General features: G+C 58.3%; 21 protein-coding genes. 5 read left to right on the top strand and 16 right to left on the bottom strand.

Annotation, left to right across the window (positions count from 1 at the left end; genetic code table 11):
- Positions 1-45: 45 nt before the first annotated feature.
- The 16 genes from Pan189_RS10095 to Pan189_RS10025 form a co-directional block, all read right to left on the bottom strand.
- Positions 46-2,034 (bottom strand): FecR domain-containing protein, encoded by a 1,989-nt coding sequence (locus Pan189_RS10095; protein ID WP_145363795.1) that lies wholly within the window; start codon positions 2,032-2,034, stop codon positions 46-48.
- A 3-nt stretch (positions 2,035-2,037) separates the two neighbouring features.
- Positions 2,038-2,568 carry a sigma-70 family RNA polymerase sigma factor gene (locus Pan189_RS10090; RefSeq protein WP_145363794.1) on the bottom strand — a complete coding sequence of 177 codons (531 nt, stop codon included), beginning with the start codon at positions 2,566-2,568 and terminating at the stop codon, positions 2,038-2,040.
- Between the two features lie 518 nt (positions 2,569-3,086).
- Positions 3,087-3,692 carry a GNAT family N-acetyltransferase gene (locus Pan189_RS10085; RefSeq protein ID WP_145363793.1) on the bottom strand — a complete coding sequence of 202 codons (606 nt, stop codon included), beginning with the start codon at positions 3,690-3,692 and terminating at the stop codon, positions 3,087-3,089.
- 166 nt (positions 3,693-3,858) lie between these two features.
- Positions 3,859-4,107 (bottom strand): hypothetical protein, encoded by a 249-nt coding sequence (locus Pan189_RS10080; protein WP_145363792.1) that lies wholly within the window; start codon positions 4,105-4,107, stop codon positions 3,859-3,861.
- Positions 4,108-4,200: 93 nt separating this feature from the next.
- Positions 4,201-4,470, bottom strand: coding sequence for a class I SAM-dependent methyltransferase (locus Pan189_RS10075; RefSeq protein ID WP_310821324.1), 270 nt, complete (start codon positions 4,468-4,470; stop codon positions 4,201-4,203).
- A gap of 226 nt (positions 4,471-4,696) precedes the next feature.
- Positions 4,697-5,047, bottom strand: coding sequence for a DUF3147 family protein (locus tag Pan189_RS10070; protein ID WP_145363790.1), 351 nt, complete (start codon positions 5,045-5,047; stop codon positions 4,697-4,699).
- Positions 5,048-5,082: 35 nt separating this feature from the next.
- Positions 5,083-5,604 carry a hypothetical protein gene (locus Pan189_RS10065; protein WP_145363789.1) on the bottom strand — a complete coding sequence of 174 codons (522 nt, stop codon included), beginning with the start codon at positions 5,602-5,604 and terminating at the stop codon, positions 5,083-5,085.
- A gap of 47 nt (positions 5,605-5,651) precedes the next feature.
- Positions 5,652-9,089, bottom strand: coding sequence for an efflux RND transporter permease subunit (locus tag Pan189_RS10060; protein ID WP_145363788.1), 3,438 nt, complete (start codon positions 9,087-9,089; stop codon positions 5,652-5,654).
- Positions 9,090-9,098: 9 nt separating this feature from the next.
- Entirely contained in the window at positions 9,099-10,484 is a 1,386-nt protein-coding gene (locus Pan189_RS10055; protein ID WP_145363787.1) for an efflux RND transporter periplasmic adaptor subunit, read from the bottom strand.
- Positions 10,485-10,606: 122 nt separating this feature from the next.
- The gene (locus Pan189_RS10050; protein ID WP_145363786.1) at positions 10,607-11,032 is read right to left on the bottom strand and encodes a hypothetical protein; all 426 of its coding nucleotides are present in this window, start codon (positions 11,030-11,032) and stop codon (positions 10,607-10,609) included.
- Between the two features lie 416 nt (positions 11,033-11,448).
- A complete protein-coding gene (locus Pan189_RS10045) occupies positions 11,449-12,963 on the bottom strand; it encodes a type IV secretory system conjugative DNA transfer family protein (RefSeq protein WP_145363785.1) in 1,515 nt (504 codons plus the stop codon).
- Positions 12,964-12,993: 30 nt separating this feature from the next.
- A complete protein-coding gene (locus Pan189_RS10040) occupies positions 12,994-13,563 on the bottom strand; it encodes a hypothetical protein (protein ID WP_145363784.1) in 570 nt (189 codons plus the stop codon).
- Positions 13,564-13,633: 70 nt separating this feature from the next.
- Positions 13,634-13,774 (bottom strand): hypothetical protein, encoded by a 141-nt coding sequence (locus tag Pan189_RS21350; RefSeq protein WP_310821323.1) that lies wholly within the window; start codon positions 13,772-13,774, stop codon positions 13,634-13,636.
- A 151-nt stretch (positions 13,775-13,925) separates the two neighbouring features.
- Positions 13,926-14,267: a hypothetical protein gene (locus tag Pan189_RS10035; RefSeq protein WP_310821322.1), complete on the bottom strand. Its 342-nt coding sequence runs from the start codon at positions 14,265-14,267 to the stop codon at positions 13,926-13,928.
- Between the two features lie 169 nt (positions 14,268-14,436).
- Positions 14,437-14,832: a hypothetical protein gene (locus Pan189_RS10030; protein ID WP_145363783.1), complete on the bottom strand. Its 396-nt coding sequence runs from the start codon at positions 14,830-14,832 to the stop codon at positions 14,437-14,439.
- Positions 14,833-14,853: 21 nt separating this feature from the next.
- Complete coding sequence (locus tag Pan189_RS10025; RefSeq protein ID WP_145363782.1) at positions 14,854-15,231, bottom strand: hypothetical protein; 378 nt, start codon at positions 15,229-15,231, stop codon at positions 14,854-14,856.
- A gap of 110 nt (positions 15,232-15,341) precedes the next feature.
- Here Pan189_RS10025 and Pan189_RS10020 point away from each other — a divergent pair, with 110 nt between their 5' ends.
- The 5 genes from Pan189_RS10020 to Pan189_RS10000 all read left to right on the top strand — a co-directional run bounded on the left by Pan189_RS10020 (position 15,342) and on the right by Pan189_RS10000 (position 18,304).
- Positions 15,342-16,223, top strand: a complete 882-nt coding sequence (locus tag Pan189_RS10020) for a helix-turn-helix transcriptional regulator (protein WP_310821320.1) — start codon at positions 15,342-15,344, stop codon at positions 16,221-16,223.
- Positions 16,224-16,333: 110 nt separating this feature from the next.
- Complete coding sequence (locus Pan189_RS10015; protein WP_145363780.1) at positions 16,334-16,597, top strand: hypothetical protein; 264 nt, start codon at positions 16,334-16,336, stop codon at positions 16,595-16,597.
- A 92-nt stretch (positions 16,598-16,689) separates the two neighbouring features.
- Complete coding sequence (locus tag Pan189_RS10010) at positions 16,690-16,950, top strand: hypothetical protein (RefSeq protein ID WP_145363779.1); 261 nt, start codon at positions 16,690-16,692, stop codon at positions 16,948-16,950.
- A 266-nt stretch (positions 16,951-17,216) separates the two neighbouring features.
- Positions 17,217-17,471, top strand: a complete 255-nt coding sequence (locus Pan189_RS10005) for a hypothetical protein (RefSeq protein WP_145363778.1) — start codon at positions 17,217-17,219, stop codon at positions 17,469-17,471.
- A gap of 230 nt (positions 17,472-17,701) precedes the next feature.
- Complete coding sequence (locus Pan189_RS10000; protein ID WP_145363777.1) at positions 17,702-18,304, top strand: recombinase family protein; 603 nt, start codon at positions 17,702-17,704, stop codon at positions 18,302-18,304.
- The last annotated feature ends 354 nt before the right edge of the window (positions 18,305-18,658 follow it).

The raw sequence follows: 18,658 nt of genomic DNA, 5'->3' as shown, positions 1-18,658 counted from the left end.
TTCAGGTGGGAAGAGTTAATACAAAACCGATGCAGAACGCGATGGTCACGGTGTGATAGTATGGAACGTTGCTGGCTCTTCATTGGTATGTAATGAGGTCACGCCCCAGTCTGCATCTTTCGTCAAGCTGAAGAAGAAATCATCAAACGTTTCAATCACGATTTGGTTCCTGCCGGCGACTAAAGAGATATCGCTTCGAACGGCCGTTGGCTGCCAACCGCGGTGGTATTTCGGTGGCTCGACGATCCGCTCGCCATTAAGCCATACCGAGCGCACCGTCCCCCCCACATTCACGGTGACCTCTTGCGAATGAGGTACGTTGATCGTTGAAGCAAGGATGTATTTTCGATTGCGTGCTCCGCGAAAACTGCGAACGAAGCCGACCTCGGTCTCCTGAAAATGATTGGAGTGCGTCGGCTCGGTGCGTCGCCGGGAAAAACCGTCTACTTCAGGAATTTCGACGATGTCCCATTCGGCGTCCACATTCATTGACGAGATATATGCTTCGTCGATCTCTAAGTTCCGCTCAATACTTTGATATCGCCACTTCTCGATGACCCCCGGAAAGGTTTTTAGCCCATGCAGTTTGAGCGCCACCTTGAGGTCCGGATACCCGAACGCCTCGAGCAGGCATTCGGCCATCTCGTGATAACCATGAAACATCGGCGTTTCAAATCGCTTATAAACCAGAGACGGCGGATCACCGCGCTCGACAAACCCGTCATAATAATCCGCAAGTCTCAGTCGATGTTCGACAGCGATCTGACGCACAATTGAGTTGTAAGCATTGAGAGCAGTCCTCGGCTCTTCGAAATCATGATCGAACGGGTAGCCTGTCGTTAAAACGGGTTCGATACCCGCCGCCTTAAGACGCTCGATCAAGCGGAGCATGTCCCGGCGATATTCGGTCGGCGTGCGGCGCCCATCGTCGCGGGCGATGTCGTTGGCGAATTCGAGAACAGCGTGTGTCGGACGGTGTGCCAGGATTCGGTCATGAAAATCAGTTTCGTCAAACGACAGCGGGAATGTGACACCCTCATTAAAAAATGTCGGTCGATCTCCATTGAATTGAGACGCGAGTGTCTGGTCGATCAGCAACAGATGAGTCCCGCGGGAGGTCGCGCGATCGCCTAGGAATACCACACGGGCTTCGGCGGGTATTGGGCCGTCTCCATCGACCGGAGCCGAGCCCTCTCCCGAGTCGCTGCCGCTAACGGGCTTAATCGAATCGGCGCGACGAATACTATCAAACCGGCTTCCATCGTAAGCGACCGCGACCAACTCCCCGCCCGAAAGCTCAACACGCCCACCCTCGCCCGCAGCGATCGGAACGATGTCGGCTTCCTCAGAACCACGTGCCGCGACCACGCCGTCGAACACATGCACTTCCGTAGCACCGGCATCATCGACTTCAATTCCAAATGACGTTCCGAGGTCGATGACGTCCGCTGTCGGAGTCAGAATCCGAAAACCGATTGCTTGATCAGGGACGTCGGCCGTGATCCGCCCCGCAATTAAACGAATCGCCTTCGCATCCAGCAACTCGATCGATGCCGGAGCTGAAAGCCGCACCTCGGCGCCGCTGAGCATCTTTAGGGTAGCCTTGCCGGTCTCCAGCGAAAGTTTTCCAGCACTTAATTCGCCGTCAGATTGGTACGCATCAGATCCGGATGCGATGACGGAACCATCCGAGATGGAAATCGATGCGATTGATGCGATCGTTGGTTGATCGATTGAGAACGCCTGCCACCACCCCGCGATGACCAACAAGCTCAACGCGCTGACAATGGCAGCGAACCAGAAGCGATCGTTAGGTCTTCGATTATCTCTTAATCTCTCGGCCGAAATAACTGGCGCGTCAATCTGCCTGTCAATCGATAGGTCGGCGTGCAATCTCATAAACGCCAAATAGCGTCGACGGGCCGTGGCATCGCGCAGCAGAACGGCCAGCCGGTCTTGCCCGACTCCATCAATACGACCATCCACTAAGGTCGATAGCAGATCGTCTAATTGTTCGCGATCAGTTCGGGTCATTCTTCAGCTTTCCGCGGATAGAGATTGCGGTGCGAGCCGCCGTTCAACGCAGTCGAGCAATTGCTTCCGAATCTTCGACAAAGATTTATATAAGACGTTGACTGATTTCCCCGTTTGCTCCGCCAATTGCTGAATGGTCGTGTCCGAATCGGCATATCGCGTTCTGACGATCTGCCGCTCTTCCTCACTTAATGAGTCCAAACAAACTTGCAACGCCGCGTGATGATCGGCCAGTACATTCGCGTCGGCATCCGCCGCCGCACTGAGTTCGGCAACCAACTCGTCTGAGAGAAACGTAAATCGTCGCTTGGAGCGATGGTGCATCAATACTTCGTACTGCGCGAAACGCTTCGCCCACGGCAGGAAGGGTCGATCCGAATCGAAGTCACCGAACTTTTTCCAAAGAGCGGTCGCCGTCTCCTGCAGCACGTCTTGGGCGTCATCCATTGATCCGACCAACGGCAAGATGTACCGCAGCAGGTCGTTTTGATGCCGAACCAGCAGCCCGACAAAGTCACTCGGATCTCGGTCCATCTCCCGCCTGCAGCTTGGTCGTCGAAGAGAATGCCAAAACGATCCACGAGGCACTCAACCTCGCTTCAATCAAGGTATCTGCATCAGACCGGGCCAATTCGCCAAGGATTCTCGACTCAACCGACTGTTGCGGCGCAAAAACAGCGGTGGAGACCGTCGAACCAAGTGGGCGAACAGGCCGTAAGCCGTTGACACACAGTACCTTACGAACCTTCGCCCTCAAAGGTCGACGATCCGAAAGCAATCGACAACCCCAAACAAAAAACCCCGCAAGCCATTACGGCGTACGAGGTTATGAGTGCCCCCACTAGGAATCGAACCTACAACCCTTGCCTGCAGCCACGTGCGCATCCGATCCAAAACAAATTATAAAAATAAATTAGTCAGAGAGTTATGTCAAATACCATGTATTCCAAATGCATTTCGAATTTGCCGTAAATCCACAACAGTGTTCCCAAAATGTTCCCAAGTCGACTTCAGGATCAGCGGAAGTGGTCGCGTTGCTATGCGACTGACGCTCAATCCGGGTGGTCCGGGAGCGGTTTGCGTTCGGCGATCTTTTTGAAGCCGGTTTTTTCGAGGAAGCGGATGGCCGGTTTGTTGAACACCATGCAGTCGGCATAAGCGTGGCCGCCGGGACGGACTTCGTGGCGGCAGATGTTGGCGGCGAGGGCGACAGCGACTGACCTGCCCCGGAATGCGGGGAACGTGACCGTCGAGAAAACCAGTGTGTCAGACGCGGTCAGGTCGAAGTGCCAGTTGCGGACGTAATCGCCCCGGCGGCTCCACTGGTAACCGGCGACTTCACCGCCAAAGAGGGCGACCCACATCACGCCGTGGTCGGCGAATTCTTCACGCATGCGGGATTCAAAGCTGGGCAGATCGGCTTCGCTCAGGCGATCGATGAGGTCCTTCGGCACCGTATCAGTCGCACTAAAACGCCGGACCTCGACATCGTCGGGGAATTGCGGCAGGGGAATGTCCGCACTTCGCTGCCAGACGCAGAGCCGGGCGTTGAACGTCCGGTTGTACTTCGCGGCGATTCGGTTGGAGACGAATCGGACCGCTCCTTCACGCTGCACGTTTCGCCGAAGGCGACTTGCGAGTTGATTGACAGCGACCATGTCGCTCCTCGGCTGAAACTTAATTTGTGGCCAATGATGAAGGAAGTCAGAGCACCTCCCTTTAAGAACTACAAGATATCCCCGCACGAGTCGCACCGATCTGTATTTCCTCGGCGATTCATACGTTGCCGAAAGTCAACATCCCCACATAAGCAGATCGCCATGCTTACTCGGACTTCGACATCACCGAACCAGCCGGCGAAGTTCCATATGACTGACTCTTCACCGGCAAAGTCCCATACATCCTCCAGTCGCCATTTTCCATGTGCAGCTCGAAACTCGCAGCCTGGTCGAGAACCTCGGCGTGCCGTGGATTGTAGTAAAGTACGATGATCTCACGGGGATGGCTCTTCAGTGACCGTTCCAGATTGGCGACCACCGGCTGCATGACCTCGGCCGAGAAGGGGTTGAACATGAAGACGAAGCAGTTCCCCGCCGGGAACTCGAAGCTCGTCGCATCGCCGTTAATGTTGGAGATGTTGACGGTTCGTTGTCGGCGACTGCGGAACTAATCGATATTGTTCGCCGCGATCTCGTGAAGCTGTGACGATAGCTCGACACCGACGACCTCTCTGAACGGAAATTCCGAGGCCATCAGCAGGACACGCCCTTTGCCCGATCCAAGATCGACGAACGAGAATTGCTCGTAGTCGATCGGCAGGCTTTCGAGAATGCTGCCGAACTGTGAGGCCGTTGTCGGGTTGTACTCGACGGCCTGCTCGGCCTGCTTCTCGGAAACACCGAGGTCTTGCTGCCAGACGATTCCACTCGTCTGCACATTGAATCGCCGGTCATAGGCTCGGGCACAACATTCCTGAAACCAGTTGGATTCGGTTCCGGGGAGTCCAAATTTCCCTGCGAGCTTGAGTACAGCGCGGGACAGAGTCAGCGGCCAGCCCGAATAGTGGGCGGCCTAGCGGAGCCGAGCAAGTTGGTCGGAAAGCACAGAGTCCACCTGTCGTCGTGAAGTTTTGAATGAATAGGGCGCTGGACTTTCTCGCCGGTCACAGAGTCACCCCGAAGCGACTCAGTACGAGCACCATCAGGCCGTAGAGGACGAGCATTGCTCCAGTCGAAAAGAGCAGGCTCAGCGTGAAACCGAGGCCCCGCTGCAAGAGCACGGGCAGCAGGAGGAAGAACGGCAGCGAAGGCAGGACGAGCCAGAAGATGCTCTTCGAGAGTTCGGCCACCTTGCCAGCGTCGCCGGTGTCGACGTAGAGCCAGATGATGCCGAGGAACGACACGAGCGGCAGCGAAGCGAGGAGACCGCCGAGCAGTGAACTGCGTTTCGACGTTTCCGAAACGGCGACCACAATCGCCGCCGTCAGAATCACTTTGAATGCGTAGTACGCCATCGTGGTCTCCCGCTTTGCCGGTTCGAGGTATCGGATTAATGCTCGTGGTCGCCGTGCGGCTCTTCTTTGAAGTCCCCGGCGTAGGGGGTGCCGTCGACCTGTCCGCTGATCGTGCCGGCGAATTCCTGCACGATGCCGAGTTTTTCGTGCTGTCCGACAAAGCGGGAACTCTTCCAGTCGGCTTCGCCTTCGAGCGGTTGCGGTTTCAGTTCCACTTGAAACGACGGCTCCTTAATGCTGAGCAGCAGGCTCTCGGCATCAATCGGAGCGGCACTCTTGGCATCGCTCCCGAGCACGTAAACCGTCGCCTCCTCGGCGTCGTGATCGACCGTGAATTCGACGTGATAGGTCCCCCCGCCCCAGTCGGCAACGGCGCCGTGGTGAGGGCCGTCCGAGTGGCTGTGGCCATGATCTTCCGATTCTCCGCCCGCCGTACCTCCGGAACTTTGTCCGCTGTCCGCGGTATCGGCAGGCGGCGTATCAGCGGCCGGTTGGCAGCCGACGACAAGGGCAGCCGCGACCACGAGGCCGGTTGTCAAACTTGTGATCTTCTTCATCAACGCACTCCTTATCGAAAAAACTTTCAGTCTCGCTCCGACGAACGTCATCGGAGCATTTCCGCGTCTTCGTGTTCGCCCTTGGCCGCAGCGAGGGCGTCTTTCCCGCTGAACTTCCAGAACAGGCCGGGATGGATCAGGAACTCGCAGAAGGTCGAGGTGATCAGACCCCCAAGGATGACCGTCGCCACCGGGTAGAGGATTTCGAGGCCGGGTTTCTGGCCGCCGAGAACAATTGGCAACAGGCCCATCCCGGCGGTCAGTGCGGTCATTAAGACCGGAGCCAGTCGTTCGAGGCTGCCACGGACGATCATCTCTTTCGAGAACTCCTCCCCCTCCTGCTCCGTCAGGTGGAAGTAGTGCGTTACGAGCAGAATGCCGTTCCGCACCGCGATGCCTCCCAGCGAAATGAAGCCGACGAGGCTGGCCACCGTCAGCGTCTGGTCGGTGATCGCCAGAGCGGCCACGCCCCCGATGAAAGCGGTGGGGATCGCGTTCAGAATCTGGAGCACGATCCGCACCGACGAGTGGAGCATCAACAGCACGACGAATACGCCGACGAGCGAGACAACGGCGAGCAGGCCGATCAGCAGCGTCGCCGAGCGTTGGCTCTCGAACTGTCCGGCGTAATCGACGTAGTAGCCTTCGGGAAAATCAATGCGGGACGCGATGCGATTCTCGATGTCGGCGACGACGCTGCCGAGGTCCCGTCCCTGCGTGTTGCACCGCACCACCATTCGGCGGCGGACGTTTTCACGCATGAGTTGATTCGGCCCGGTCGTCCCCTGCGGGAAGTCGGCCACGTCTTCGAGCTTGATCCGGCCCTGTCCGTTGGGCAGGTCGATTCGCAGGTCGCGGAGCGAGTAGTAGTCGGTCCGCTCCTGTTCGCGGAGCCGGACCACGAGGTCGAACCGCCGCATCCCTTCGAGCACCTCAGAGACGACATCGCCCCGCAACGCCGTCTGGACATAGGCGGCAATGTACTCCCGACTGACGCCGTAGCGGGCGAGGGCATCGGGCCGGAGGACGATATGGAGTTCATCCACGAAAACCTGCGACTCGATCACCGGCTCGGTCAAGCCGGGGATGTCTTCAATTTCGCCTTTGACTTGCCTCGCGAGCCGTTGCAGTGTGGCGAGATCGTCGCCGTAGATTTTGATCGCGACGTGGGCATAGACACCCGAGAGCATATGGCTAATGAGGTGAGCCAGCGGCTGGTCGATCTCGACATCGACGCCCGGTAGTTCCTGCTTCAATTCCTCAGTCAGTTGCTCGATGATCTCGCCGCGGGATTGCTCCGTCTCGGAGTTCATGCTGAGGATGTACTCGGTCATGTTGACCGGCTGGGCGTGCTCGTCGAGTTCGGCTCGCCCGGTGCGTCGCACGAAATGCAGAATGTCGCCCTCCGGGTTCGACGCCGTCTTCATCAGCGGTTCGAGCTTGGCATCGACGATCGCCGCGGCGTCGTTCGAGGCTTCGAGCGACGAACCCGCGGGGAGCGTCAGATTGACCTGCACGCTCCCCTCGTCGAACTTGGGCAGGAAGTCCGCACCCAACGAACTCAGCAGCCAGATCGATCCGCCTACAAGGACCCAAGTCATCACCAGCAGCGAACCGGCAAACCGCAGGCTGAACTTCACGAGGAATTTTGCGAGCCATTTGAGCAGTCTCAGGAGTGGCCCGTCGCCGTGCTCGTGCGTCGCCCGCGACTGCGGCAGCAGGTAGTACGACAGCACCGGCGTCACCGTGAGTGAGACGAGCAGCGACGCCAGAATCGAGACGATGTAGGCGAAGCCAAGCGGGGCGAACAGTCGCCCCTCGACCCCCGACATCGCGAACAGCGGCAGGAACACGAGGATCACGACCGCGGTGCCGAATACGATCGCACTGCGAATCTCCCGGCTCGCTTCGTAGACCACCTGCAAGGCCGGTCGCGGATTGCCGAGGGCATTGTTCTCCTTCAGCCGTCGATAGATGTTCTCGACGTCGACGATCGCGTCGTCGACCAGTTCGCCCATCGCCACGGCGATCCCGCCGAGCGTCATCACGTTGATGGAGAGTTCCCGCCCCACTACGACGCCGAGCAGCTTGAACACGATGACCGTGATCATCAGCGACAGTGGAATGGCCGTGAGGGTGATAAAGGTCGTGCGGAAGTTCATCAGGAACAGGGCCAGCACCATCACGACCAGTACCGCCCCGACCACGAGGGCCTCGGCCACGTAGTAGATGCCGCGATCGATGAAGTTCTTGAGTTGGAACAGTTCGCGGTTTACCACCATGTCGGCGGGGAGTGAGCGTTCCACATCAATTAGCGTTTCATGAATTCTCTCGGTGAGTCCGCGGGTATCGACGTGCGGCTGCTTGACGAGCGTGATGACGACGCCATCGCGGCCATCGATGCTGGCATCGCCCCGTTTCTGAGGCGTGCCCTCGGCAACCTCGGCGATCTGCTCCACGAGCACGGGCCGGTTCTCATCCTCAGCGACCGGAATCTTCCGGAGGTGCTCGATGACCCGATCGGGAGATGGTCCGAGGCGACCGATGATGCGGATCGGCCGTTCCATTTGACCTTCCTCGGTGAAGCCGCCGCTGGTGTTCAGGTTGTTGGCGGCGACCGCTTCCTCGACCTGCCGGATCGAAACGCCGTATTCCAGCAGTCGGTCGGCGTTTAGCAAGACGTGGTATTGCTTCTTGTCACCGCCGAGCACAATGACCTCGGCGATGCCGGAAATCCGCAGCAGCCGCGGACGTACGATCCAGTCGGCCAACGTCCGCAGTTCCATCGAACGCTGCTCGTCCGTCAGGAATCGCACCGTATGGCGTTCGCCATCAATCGCGACCTCGAAGACTTGATCGACCGTCGATGGCTCCCGCGGTTCAATCTCATCCCACGATTTGATATCGGCTTCGACCCACTGCGAGGTGTCTCGCCGCCCCTGCGTTCGCCAAGCGGTCAGTTCGACACCTCCCTCAGTCCGTTGCCGCTCGATGAGCAGGCCAGGCTCCTCGACCGGAGCGAGAGTGCCGCCGCCGGGGCCTTTCTGGCGAGAAAGGCCGACGTGCATGATCTGCCCCATGATCGAGGTGGGCGGGGCCATGTAGGGGTCGATGCCGGGCGGCATTGTTGCGACGACGTTCGTGATCCGTTCCTGCACAACCTGCCGTGCGTAGCGAATCTCCATGTCCCACTGAAATTCCACATAGATCACGACCAGCCCCATGCTCGACTGGCTGCGAACGTCGGTCACGCCGTTGGCACCGAGGACGGCCTGCTCAATCGGCTGCGTAACGAGGGCCTCGATCTCTTCCGGCGAGTAGCCCGGACACTCCGTCAGGATCACGACCCGCGGACGGTCGAGGTCGGGGAACACGTCAATCGGCATCGAGGTCGACAGGAAGCCGCCGTAGATCATCGCGGCCAGACTCAGTACGATGATTAATGGGCGATGCCGTAGCGAAAAGGCAATCACGGAATCGAGCATGACGGCTCCTCAGTGGTTGGCGTGAACGGAGCCGTCGGCGTGGACATGAACGCCGGCGGGTGCGGTGTCCGACTGTGACTGAAGCACGCGGTTCAATTGCACCGCCCCCGACTTCGTCACATAGATGCCGGGCGGGACGCTGCCATCGTTGGCGATCACCGCTTCCTCGCGGGTCTGGTGCAGCACATGCACAGGCTTACGGTCGAAGAAGTCGCCGTTCTGCCGGAAGAGGTAAGTCTCCGGCCCCTCAATCAGCACGGCGTCCGCGGGTACGACAAAGACGTCATTAAATTCTTCCACGTCAACGTGCAGCGTGACCCGTTGGCCGGGCCGGAACCGCCACAGATACAACGACTGACCGTCGCGCTCGTAGCGTCGGGCCTGATTCTTGAGTGGGCAGAAGAACGAGATCGTTCGCCGATCGTCGTTCAACGTGTTCGAGATGTGATGCACGGTCACCGGTGGGAGCGGCCCCTCCCAATCGTGCTCCGACTCCTGCAACAGCTCGACGCGGATCGGCCATTTGCCTTCGGCCGCACGCTGCACGAGCGGTATCTCCTGCCGGAAAGCCCGCCCCTCGATGAACAGTGAATGGTGCCGTGACAGCGTGGCGACCTTCTGCCCGGCCTGTACGTGATGGCCAAGTTCCACTTCGACCCGCTGGACTTCATAGAAGTCGTCTTCGACACCGTCCGCCGCCTCGGTGCCGAGTGAATCCACCTCCTCGCTCGTCGTAGCGGGAGCGTAGACGATGATCTCCGACGTGAAATCACCTTTAGTCACCGCCTCGATCTGCTGCGAGTTCAGGCCGCGTATCTGCAAGTCCTGCCGATAGGCACGAATAGAAACGTCGAGACGCCGCAGTTCGTTGTTGAGATCGATCATGGTCGATCGCGGCACCGCCCCCGAACGGGCCGCGTCGCTCAGCCGATCGATCTCGGCTTGCGTGATCTGCTTCTCCTCGACCGCCTTGTAGAGTTCGATCTGTGAAATCTGGAAAGACTCGCTCACCAGCCGCAAGGTCACGAGCGGCTCGCCGGGCAGCACGGTCTCACCGGCATAGTGGTGAATCTTGGTGACGACAGCCGAGACCGGGGCGACGACACCGCGGTCGCTCACGCCGGGTCGGTCGACGATGACACCCGGAATCTCGATCGACCGCCAATAGGTCGTTGGCACCAGCGGCATCGAAGTCAGCCGCAGATTCTTCCGGGCCTGTTTCGTGAGACGAACCTGCTCATTCGCCCCGCCCGCCGAACTACTCGGAGCAACAGCGACAGAATCATGTTCCGAATTTTGCAGCAGCGGCAACCAGCGATCGCGGGTCGTGTAGCAGCCGAAAACAGCAACCGCAACGACACACAGGACCGCCGCGACTTTCAGAAGTCGCAACATGTGTAAGGCTCCAACCACGCAGCCCCGTCCACTCATTTGCGGAAGCGAGGCGACAGAGACTTGTCACGCCGCGGACGGAACCCGAGCGGATTTCCGTGCGGCACGAGGCAAGCGTGGTCGGCCTACAAGCGAAGCGATTCCGTCCGCAGGTAGACGGGCAGAGCATCCCGGTCCGGCGGTCGCCTCAAGGCCACTCGCCAGCCAATCCGAGAGGGACTGGAGTCCGCGACTTCCATCGCCATCCACAGGGGCGATGTTTCGAGGACCGAAGGTACCTTCACGCCGCTTGTTGCGGCGATCAGATCGCCGTCGACATAGACCGCGTCATCGTCATGCGGCGGGGCGGGTGTATTTTCGTCATCATGTTCACCGTGCTCGTGGCAGTCGCAGTGCCCGTGCTGACCGAAGTGGAAATGTGGCCGGTGTGCGTGGTCGTCCGGCTCACCGACCGCCGCAGACCCGTGCGCGTGCGGCAACGCCAGCCCGGACAGGACGATGCCTACAGCGGAAAAAAGGTTGGCGAATTTTGCGAGCAAGACGATTTCCACGAGATGTCACTTCAGAGGGAATGATAATCTGCAGTCCCGACTATATCAATACGAGGTACCGGGTGCCGCTTTTTCACACTCATGAAATCGGGAAGAACAGAGTCATTCGACTTCCGCCGGGGTGCTGCGACGCGGCAAAAACGAAGTCGGCAAGAAAAACTGAGATTTGCTGACGTGGATCGTGATGGCGTGTATGTTCTCGATGTCCGGCCGCATCCGATTGTTCCGGAGAGTTTGCAGAGAGATTTATTGCAACAATGTTGCATTCGAAACAGCATCATATTCCCTACGGGATCGGAGGTTCGAGTCCTCCCCACTACGCTCAAAACGTCAATCTGGCCTAAAATCTGCAATTTCTTAAGTTGGACTTGCTTAAACAGGATTGGTCGACAAATTCGGACTTTCTCCCGAGCAACTCAAAGGAGACTTCCGATTTTATCGTAGTAAGCCTTCTGACACACGACCGGCGGTTGGCCGGAGATGAGTAGTAGTTGCCGCAGGTGGCGATCTTCGCGGGCGAAGTAGCGCATCACTTCGTGCGGGGCGAGGAGGTCGACGGTTTCGGTTCTTCCCGTGCCCGCGAAGGGTTGGCTGGCGAGGGCCATGCCGGAGGCTCCGCTGCGCTCGCTGTAGGCGACGGTCGTGCGGCCGAGGCGTTTGGAGATCCACTCGGCCGTAAAGATGTCGTTGGCCGAGAAGCATTGCACGACGCCGGAGTTGGCAACGAAGGTTTGCCAGCGGTCGCCGTAGATGTCTTTGGCCTGCGTCAGGTCTTGGAACACATAGTGCATCCGCAGGCCGTGACCGGCCACCTCACCGGCGGCACTGACGATCGATTCCATCCGACCCAGCACCGGCATTTCGTCGAGCAACATATAGACCCGTCCCGGCATGTTCGGACTGGCGGGCGTCATCTCGATGCTTTGGATCGTGAGGTTAATTAATAGTCGCAGCCAACGGCTGCAGGTGGCCATGTGCCGGGCGGGAAGGCATAAATAGACGGTCGTCGGTTTCTTCTTAAGGGCGGACAGCGACAGAGACGACTGGATCACCGAACGTTTAATCTCCGGCAGGTCTAAGAACATTAGATTCCGGTTCAGTGTCGACAGGACTCCGCCACGTTCGTTGTCCGGCTTCGTGAAAAAGTCATAGGCGGACCGCCTCACAAAGCCATCCGCGACATCATTGGCGATCATTCCCGAGGCGACATCACTTAATTTATCCTTGCTGCCGCCCGACTCCGCCATGCTGGCGAGTTCGCGGACGGTGCCCAGATGCCGTCGCCCCTCGAATTTGGCACCCGTCTTCACATGCACGATAAGCCCGCGCAGAAACGACTTCGCGGCTTCCGACCAATGGACGTTCTTGCCATCCCGCTCATCCACGACGAGCGCATCGGCGATCAGAATGCTCGACTCAATTAAGGTTCGTTCAATGATTCCGTCGAACGGATTAAACCCGCCCCGGAGTTTTTCGCATCCTTGGCTGACGCCGAACGGATCGAGCACGACGACATCATTGCCGCGTTTCGATTGGCGGTGGTTGGCCGTCTCCGTTGCAAGTTCGCCCTTCGGATCGATCGCGATCGTCGAATGCGGGTACATCAGCAGGTTCGGAATTAAGACCGAACGCCCCTTCCCAGAGCGGCTCGATGCGACGGTGAAGACATGCCGATCGTCATTCACGCCGACGAAGTTCTTAGGTGATCCGGCCGCATAGCGGGGATCGGCTCCGGGTCGGGCTTTGGGATCGTGCTTGATGGCCGCGTCGACGATGCCGAGAAAAACGCCGTCGCGATCGTAGGCCAGTCTCGTCTGAATTTCCTTGAGTGATGCGAATTCCTGCGATTGACGCGGCCCCTGCTGGGCCGTGCCGGGCGTCCCGCGCGGAAGGTCCGCCAGAAACGCCGGCGGTTGCGTGCGATTCAACATATTCTTTTTCCCTTTCTTTGAGTTCGTTAATTAAGAGCCGACGGCATGAATGCCGGGGGCCTGCGCGTAGATGCGGTTCTCGTCTCCACCGTGAAGTACGAGCAAGATGGCTGCGCGGACTTTTCGGGCTAGTTCGAGATCGTGATCGAGCGGCAGGTCGACAATCTTTTGCACCATCGAGTGCTGAAAGCCCCAGGTCAGAACGATGCGTGATCCGGCCTGTTTCACCTTGCCGTTCGGCTGCCGAATCTCCATTGGCAGTGCAATGACGCCCAAACCTTCCGCCGTAATTTCACTTAGCTTCACCGAGCCGTGCGGGCCTTTAATTCTCTTATTATCGATCGTGATGGCCACGTCGGGGATCATTGAGCGGATCATCAGGGTCAGGCCGAATAAGCAGAAGCCGAACATCAGGAGCGGCGATAAATCACCCTCCATCGAGTCGGCCGAGGACGCGGCGAAGAACATCGCGGGCAATAGGGCGATGGTGAACGCGGTTGCGGTCCGCCCCTGCCGCTTGGCGGCGATCCGCCAGAAAGTGCCTTTTCGATTGCGATAGATTCTTGGATCACCGCCGAGGCTGTTGTCAACAAGGATCATTGGTCTCTCCATCGATTAAGAGCATCGAAAAGGCCCGTCCCGCCCGGGCGGGACGGGCCTGCAACGGACATCACTTCGTGGAGTTCTTGTTCTGGTTATAGACCGCGTTATAGGTCTGACGCTCTTGCGCGGTCCAATTCGGATTGTTGGCGGGGGCTTTACCCGCCGTCACATCCCGGATCGCGTCGTTCGTGGCTTTCTGCTGGCTCATTGTTCCGCACTCCTAATCGAGGAAAGAATTGTTTGGCGACATTGCCAACCGGTGAAGTTTTAAGGTGTCGAATACTGTTGCCGACCCGAAAAAAGCGTTGAATTTGCGGCTCTAACGAGTTGCGTCGGGAACGCATTGCAATTGAAGTGGTTTAAGGGTCGATCGGAAGTAATCCTTCCGATCTGACCCGCATTAATTCGTCGTTTGACAGAATCCATTCCTTGGCGCGGCCGCGTCCGCACTGCCTTTTCTCAGCGTGGACCCGGCCGAGCCGACACCATTCGCGGAACGTGAATTCGGCCTTGCCGAGCAGCTTTGCGGCATCGGCGGTCGAGTAGTAAGCCTGCGGCACCCGCTGCTCAATGAGCGCGATCAGTTTCTCCTCGATCGACCGCAAGCGGTCATCGAGCCGTTCGATCGCCTCGTCGGCTCGGGAACCCACGTCAAGCTCGGGTGTGGAAAACCCGTTGTATCGTTGATGTTGTCCACGCATAATCGGTCACCCCCTCGCGAATCGATGGTAATCTTGACGGATTTGAAAATTGTCACGCATAAACGGTCACCCCTCGCCACGCATAATGAGTCACCCCATCCTTTAGACTCTACCTTTAAGACCTATAGAGGCCCGGCCGGACTGTGGATGAAATTGTCAGATCAGACTTTCAGGAGAGGCTGATTAAGCCGTCGGAGCTTCGCTGAAATCTCCGATCGGCCGTGGCCTCTTTAAACCGCAGGGCGAAGCCGTTGAGGCTCCGTCCCAGCTCCTTCGTCAGCTTTTCTTTGATTTGTTTCTGCAGTTCGTCGACCGGCAGCGCCGGTTGCTCGCGGAGCAGACCGGCGATGATGTCGATGACTTCCGCTTTCGTGGCGGCCGGTTTGGCGGGACGCTTTCGCGGTCGAGAGCCGCCCCCACCGGCTAATGCGGCCAGTGCCGCGTTGAGGCGGTTTCGTTGCTCGTCGATGTGATGCAGCCGTGCCCGTAGTTGCTCCGCCTCGGCGTCAAGCGGGGTTAATTCCTCCCGCAGTGCGTGCTCGATTTTCTCGGTCGAGAAATCCATGTTCGTTCCCTTCCGCGACCGTCAGTCGCGTTCGAGTTCATTGGCGTGGTTGAAGCGGTCACGGATGTTCCGCTCCATCTCATCGGCCGTCCGATCGAGCCACGCTTCGTAATCGAGGGCGGCTCCCGGCACCTGCTCAATATCAAGCGGTTGACCGTCCTCGCCGATGCCGTCGGCGAACCGGTCCCGTGCGGCCTGAATGTTATTCCGGGCGGCGGAGTCGAGTTCCTCATGAACCGACTGCTCCAAGTGTCCGCCGGGCCGCAGGTGCATTTCGGGGGCGGGCGTCGCGAGGTCTTGATCGATTTCATGCTCGGCTTCGGCAGGCAATCCGTTCCGGGCCTGCTCGAATTCCGGCCCGGCTGACGGGGCGTTGCGAAATGTGCGGTCGTCAGGCATTGGTCTTCTCCGCGTCGGATGCGAAACTAGGCGGTGTCAGTTGCGAGCATCATTCGCTTTGCGATCACTGCCGTCGAAACACGTTTTATGCACCCGATGCATATTGCCGCATGGCCCCTTCCCGGACTTACGACGAAGATTTCGAGCGCATCGTCGAAAATCTCCGCACGATCTTTGGCGGCGATTATCCGGCCGCGCTGCGGCCCGTGGGTAAGGCCATCAAGGCCCTGCGGCTTGCTCGTACCGAACTTCGCACGCAGGGCGACCTCGCGGCGGAAGCCGGTGTCGATCAGTCGACGATTTCGCGGCTTGAGCAGGGAAAAATCGCGTCGACCGAAACGGAAAAGCTCTATGCGATTTCGTTCGCGCTTGGAGTGCCGTTAAACCGCATCGCCGACGTGAAGCTGCCGAACGCCGACACCGAACTAGCAATCAAGTCGCAACGGCTGTTGATCGATCGAATGGCTTCGAAGGCTCCGGGCGAGCTTTCGAAGCTGATCCGGTTTAACGAGTTGGAACCACTACGGTTCGGTATCCCGCTCGGTTGGCAATTGGGAAGTCTAGATTTTTTTAGTCGCTTTGAGATTGAGGCAGCGCGGGAGTTCTTCGAGCAGGCCAAGGCTGACGTTGCTCGATTGCTCAAGATCGATCGGTTTTCCGCAGTACTGAAGTTCGACGAAAGCGACGAAGCAATTGGCTATGTCGTGACGCATTACGCCGTTAAAGACCAAGAGCGACACGCAGCGATTTGCATCGGCATGTGTGGCGCGAGGCAAGCCTACTCCGCTACCTACTTAGACGCTGTCGTCGCCGCCACCGACAAGGTGGCCAAGATCGGCCTAAAGGCATGGGCAATCAAACCGCTTGATGATGTCGCTTCATCGGTTGTGCCGAGTCGCGAAAGCCTTTTTCTAGCGATTGTTGAGCGGGATGCCCGAACTCATCGCGCTTTGCTTGACTTTCTGCTGACCGTGGCGGAGACCGAATCGTGAGCGAGTTGCTTCAATGCTATTTGTCAGAAGTCGCCGGTCTTGCTCTTTCGTGTTTTGAACCCTGCCTGGCACGGGGTGAGCAGGTCAACAACACAAAAGGAGCAGCGACTATGGCGACACAAATCAAGAATACACCGATCACCACTCTCAGAGAACGGGGCGGCCTTAAAGCCACCATCTGGAAGAACTCTTCACAGCGAGGCGACTTCTACAGCATCGAGTTCAGCCGGACTTACAAATCCGAGGACGGCTACCACGACTCGAAGAGCTTCAATGAAAGCGATCTTCTGGTCCTCGCCCATCTGGCGACCAAAGCCCACGATCACGTCAGCGTACTTCGCAAGAAAGACGCGGACTCCAACAGCCAGGAATAACCCATCGCGGCAACGCTACCGGTGACGAATGCGTCATCGGTAGCACGCTGCACTGCTACCACAATTCATTAACTTCGAGAAAGGAATCTCTCATGACATATTGGATCAAGCGAACACGCTTCAAGTCTTTCCGCGAACGCGGCGTCAAAGCGGAAGTCTGGAAGAACATCACCGCCGACGGAAAAATCACCTTCAGTGTCAGCTTCACCCCTTCCGCCAATCCGAATCGACCTTACATCGCGATCGAAAGTGACTTTGGGATGCAGGACCTGATGGCGATTGCCGACCTGACTATCCGCGCGTACGCCGAGACTTCGGTGGCGATCGCCCGTGAAGATCAGGCTCATTGCTGACAACGGCTTCCGCAATTCTTCACCGTCGGTCATACGGTCGCATGACACTTCAACGACAGTCTCCTGCCAGGTCGAAAAACCTTGCGCGGGGGACCGGCACGCGCTAAGGTCGTCTAGAAGGCCACGTCGGCCTTCCGGGCGTAGAAACCCGCCACGCATTCGACTCTGGGGTCGGATGGTCGCTGAATAAGGCCCCGGCCGAATAGGTGGCGCTTCCGCGTGGGAGTTTCTAACGTCCGGCCACCCATCGGAAAGGAGTCCCAACTATGTCGGCATTCAACCAGAAAATCCCCCTGAAGACATTTCGCAGTCGGGCCGTGCGCGCGACCGTCTACGAAACCCCGACGCCCCTTTGCGGCGTGTCGCTGAGCGTCGGTCTGACATCGGGCCAGCGCGACGATGAGAACTTCGATGTCGACGACCTGATGTCGATCATTCAGGTCGTCGTCGAAGCCCACGCGTTTATCATGACGAACCCGCAGCAACGATCGATCGGCCTGTGGAACGAGGACGAAGTTTAGCCCAAGCTGTCCGGTTTGAAGTCCCGCCCGCGAGTTCGTTTCAATACCGCGAATTTCGGTTCGTCGTTTCTTTAAAGTCAGTGTCCGGTTAGACGTGTACCTCAAGTCGGACAAACCCGTTCTTATGGAAAGCAAAACAATCCATAGCTGAAAAGGCGAAGAGAGCCGCGGCGTATTGAGGTGACCGACAATTTGGGCGAGCCTGATAGAAAACCAAAAGGATTCTTTCCGTGCTTACTTGCTATGTCCGCGTCTCGACGCATCGCCAGAACCTCGAAAGCCAGATCACCGAAATTGAGCGTTGGCTTGACGGCCAGAACGTACCGCTTAAGTCGGTCCGGTGGTACCGGGAGGTCGAAAGCGGCACGGGATTGGAGCGACCGGCCTTTGAAGAACTTCAAGTCGCTATCTTTCGCGGAGAGGTCAAGACGGTTGTCGTCTGGAAACTCGACCGCCTTTCCCGTCGACAGCGCGACGGGATCAACATCTTAGCCGACTGGTGCGAGCAGGGCGTTCGGATCATCAGCGTCACTCAGCAACTCGATTTGAGCGGCTCGATCGGCCGCATCGTGGCCGGTGTTCTCTTCGGCGTCGCCGAGATGGAACTGGAACACACCCGCGAAAGACAGGCGGCAGGCATCGCCGCGGCAAAAGCCCGCGGCGTCTACCGGAATCACGGTCGCAAGAAGGGAGCCACCAAAGCTGATCCCAGCCGCGCGGTCGAACTCCGCGACCGCGGCCTGCGGCCGAAAGAAATCGCTCAGGTACTCGGCGTCAGTCGCTCGGTCGTCTATGAGTATTTTAAGACTGCCGAAACTGCATCACCAATCTAAAGAATAGTTTTTGCACGCATTCGTATTCGAGGCTCGGCACGGTGAATGGGCAGGAATCGGATTATTTTTGGGCGTCATGCCATGTGCCGTGGGTGCAATACCCATGTTAAGGCAACGAGCGTGTTCGTGGACTCAATTCATTCGTTGACCCGCACGCTCTGGTTGTGATTAATTTCCGTAACTGAGATTAGCCAGATGTTTTTTCCGGGACGGAAAAATCGCTCTCAAAGACCCCACCGGGTCTTTTTTCGCTCATCTGGCGGGGCGATGCCCTCGACCCACTTAAGGAACTTTCGCGTTCCCTAAGAACCCAACGAGGAGCGCCGCCACCGGGCGGGCCGACCGGCGTTCGCT

Origin of the sequence: Stratiformator vulcanicus, from assembly GCF_007744515.1 — a bacterium.
GTDB classification, from domain to species: domain Bacteria; phylum Planctomycetota; class Planctomycetia; order Planctomycetales; family Planctomycetaceae; genus Stratiformator; species Stratiformator vulcanicus.
This window is presented reverse-complemented; position numbering and strand designations above follow the sequence as displayed.